This is a genomic window from Streptomyces sp. NPDC037421, from assembly GCF_055602105.1.
Window position 1 is genome coordinate 1,717 of the sequence record NZ_JBVJWV010000077.1, and the last position, 3,255, is coordinate 4,971.

3 protein-coding genes are annotated in these 3,255 nt (G+C 70.9%); all 3 read right to left on the reverse strand.

The window, feature by feature from the left end; genetic code table 11:
* Positions 1 to 173 precede the first annotated feature (173 nt).
* From ACZ7IF_RS39135 to ACZ7IF_RS39145, 3 genes are read right to left on the reverse strand one after another with little or no spacing between them, the layout of a single operon-like run.
* The gene (locus ACZ7IF_RS39135; RefSeq protein ID WP_470981800.1) at positions 174 to 1,628 is read right to left on the reverse strand and encodes a multicopper oxidase family protein; all 1,455 of its coding nucleotides are present in this window, start codon (positions 1,626 to 1,628) and stop codon (positions 174 to 176) included.
* On the reverse strand, positions 1,612 to 2,292 hold the full coding sequence (locus ACZ7IF_RS39140) for a hypothetical protein (protein ID WP_470981802.1): 681 nt from the start codon (positions 2,290 to 2,292) through the stop codon (positions 1,612 to 1,614). Before ACZ7IF_RS39140 ends, ACZ7IF_RS39135 begins: the two co-directional genes overlap by 17 nt.
* Positions 2,289 to 3,146: an oxidoreductase gene (locus ACZ7IF_RS39145; RefSeq protein WP_470981803.1), complete on the reverse strand. Its 858-nt coding sequence runs from the start codon at positions 3,144 to 3,146 to the stop codon at positions 2,289 to 2,291. The genes ACZ7IF_RS39140 and ACZ7IF_RS39145 overlap by 4 nt, the downstream gene beginning before the upstream one ends.
* Positions 3,147 to 3,255: the final 109 nt, after the last annotated feature.

Sequence of the window (3,255 nt, forward strand, 5' to 3'; positions counted from 1 at the left end):
CCCGCCAGCGGACCCGGACGCGGGGGGGTATCGGTCCCCCCCCCCCCCCCCCCCCCCCCCGCCTTCGCGTATTGCACCGGCACCGCGACGCACGACCGGCGGCGCAACGCCGAAGGGGGGCGCCGGCAGACCGGCGCCCCCCGTTCAGCGGCCGCGGCCGCCGCGCGCGGTGATCACTCGACGACGTCGATGCGTCCCATCTGCCCGCCGGAGGAGTGCCCCAGCTGGTGGCAGTGGTACAGGTACTGGCCCGTGTACGGCCCCCAGGTCATGGCGATCTTCACGGTGTCACCGGGGCCGAGGGTGACGGTGTCCTTCAGGCCCACGTCACGGGCTCCGGCCGGCTGGCCGTTGCGCTCCAGCACCCGGAAGTACGTCAGGTGGGTGTGGAAGCTGTGCCACAGGTGGAAGTCCGGCTTGCCCGGCGCGGCCGGCGCCTCGGCGTTGCGGACCGTCCATACCTCGGTCGTACCCAGCTTGGCCGTGATGTCGACCCGGTTCGGGTCGTAGGACTGGCCGTTGATGGTCATCGCCGGGAAGGTGCGGATCTCGAAGTCCCGCTGGACGGTCGGGGTCGGCAGCGGCGGGTGCGTCGTCAGGCGACCCGGAACGAAGCTGTAGTCGGCGGCGCGCCGGACGACGTCGAAGCGCATGACCTCGGGACGCTCGCTGGGCTGCGCACCGGGGTTCTCCAGAACGACCGAGTCGCCGACCGCGATCCGTGAGAAGTCCACGATGATGTCGGCCCGCTCGCCGCCGAGCATCAGCAGTTCGGTCTTCTGCACCGGGCTCTCCAGGAAGCCACCGTCCGTGCCGATCTGTGTGAACTCCATGCCGTTGGCGAAGCGCAGCTTGAAGTAGCGGTTGGCACAGGCGTTGTAGACGCGGAGGCGGTACTTGCGTGCCGCGACCTGGAAGTACGGCCGCTCCTTGCCGTTGACCAGCATGTGCGGGCAGTCGGACGGGCGGGTGTAGAGCAGCGTGCCGTCCGCCTCGACGCGCGCGTCGCGGATGATCAGCGGTACGTCGTAGGGGCCGCTGGGCAGCGGCAGGGTCCGTTCGTTGTGGTCGCTCAGCAGGTACAGGCCGTGCAGGCCCATGTAGACGTTCTCGGCTTCCAGGTGGTGCGCGTGGTCGTGGTACCACAGTGAGGCCGCGGCCTGCTGGTTCGGATAGTTGTAGGTGCGCTCGCCGCCCGGGACGATGGTGTCCATCGGCAGCCCGTCGTCCTTGGACAGGACGTGCGCACCGTGCAGGTGCACCGCGGTGTCGACCTGGAGCTCGTTGATCTGGCGGACCACGACCTCGCGGCCCTGGGTGGCACGGATGGTCGGTCCGGGGAAGGTTCCGTTGTAGGTGCGGACCTTCGACATGAGGCCCTTGACTATCTCGACCTGTGCTTCCCGCATCCGTATCTCGTACAGGTCGGAGGTGGCCGTGAAGCCGGTCGGAGCGAGGGTCTTCGGAAGCGGCATGGCGTGTGCGAACGGCACGATGGGCGCCGCCTCCGCCGTGACGAGAGAACTGGCCACGGCCTCGGCTCCGCGGCCGGTCAGCCGGTCCCACGGGAACAGTGCGGCCGCACCACCGGCAGCCGCCACCTTGAGCGCGTTACGACGATTGAGCATCTACGGATCCGGATTCTCTTCGAAGGGAATGGACAGCGCCGTTCTCCGCCGCCCACGGCGCCCCGGCTACGAACACGAGGAGCAGAGCGATCAGGGCGCAGAGGCGCACTGCCGTGACCACGTCCGCGGCGACCACGGCCCCCAGGGGCCCGCCGTCCACGGGGGAGAAGGCACGCGCCAGGAGCACCACGGGAACGGTCACCACGGCGCCCACGGCCGTGGCGGTCACCGCGAAAGCCAACTGTGGGGCGAGCGTCCGACCGCCGGCCCCGTCGGCCCCGCCTGCCAGTCGGGCCTGACGGCGCAGCGCCTGGGCGGCCAGCGCCAGCAGTGGCAGGGTCAGGTAGAACGCGACCGTGGCGAGGGCCAGGAACAGCCCGGGCCTGAAGGCCTCCGGCTCGACCGGCCCCGAGCTGTGCCACCAGGCGTGGTCGCCCGGCTGCGGCGGAGGGGCCTCCGTACGCCCGTACACGATCCAGGCCAGAGCGAAGGACTGGGCGAAGGCAAGCAGGCCCAACGGCACCTGCCGCAGCGATGAGAACAGGCGCAGCACACCCGGCGCCTTCGCGGGAACCGGCACGGCTTCCCGGCCCGCCACGGTCACCGCGGCGGCCGCCCTGCGTCGGCCTGCCTGGCTCACCAAGTCCTGCGCGAGCAGGCTCACGACGGCTGCTCCTGCGGGAAGTCGGTGGTACGAGCCAGCGCGTCCCACTCCTCCCAGAGGGTCAGCCGGTCCCGCAGCACGCTCGGCGCCAGGTCCGCGGCCCCATTGCCGAGCAGGATCCGCAGCGGCGGCTCCGGCGCGTCGACCAGTTTGAGCAGCGCCTCTCCCGCCTTGCGCGGATCACCCGGCTGCAGGTGGGCGTAGGCACCCGACAGACCGTGCCGGCGCTTCGCGAGCACCGAGTCGTACGCCGCCTTGGGCGTGGCGCGCACCATGCTGCCCGCGCTCCATTCGGTGCGGAACTCGCCGGCCTCAACCAGGGTGACCTTGACGCCGAAGGCCGCCACCTCCTGGGCCAGCGTCTCGCTGACCGCCTCCAAGGCCCATTTGCTCGCGCAGTACAGACCGAGATTGGGGTAGGTGGTGACGCCCGCGATGCTGGACATCTGGAGGATGTGACCACTGCCCTGCCGACGCATCACCGGCAGGACGGCCTGGGTGACCCAGAGGGCGCCGAAGAAGTTCACGTCGAACTGGTCGCGGACCTGGGTCTCGTCGACTTCTTCGACGGCGCCGGCCAGACCGTACCCCGCGTTGTTGAGGACCACATCGATCCGGCCGGTCCGCTCGGCGGCCTCGGCCACCGCGGCGAAGACGGCCGCGCGGTCGGTGACGTCGAGGGCCACGGGGACGATCCGGTCGCCGTAACGCTCGACGAACCCGTCCAGCGCCGAAGCGTTCCGCGCCGTGGCGACGACCGTGTCGCCGGCCTCCAGGACGACTTCGGCGATGGCCTGGCCCAGCCCCCGCGATGCGCCGGTGATGAGCCACACCCGCGTCGCAGGCCCGTTCATCGCTCCGCCCGCTGCTCGGCGTGGTTCTTGGCGTGGTTGAGGGTGGCGCGGCTGTTGGTGCTGAGCGCGGTGTGGACGTACTGCTTGGCGTCCTCGACCGTGGCCTGCT

Bases quoted from the DNA above. Each gene is read 5' to 3' on its own strand.
- ACZ7IF_RS39135 (WP_470981800.1), bottom strand. From the start codon at position 1,628: ATGCTCAATCGTCGTAACGCGCTCAAGGTGGCGGCTGCCGGTGGTGCG.
- ACZ7IF_RS39145 (WP_470981803.1), bottom strand. From the start codon at position 3,146: ATGAACGGGCCTGCGACGCGGGTGTGGCTCATCACCGGCGCATCGCGG.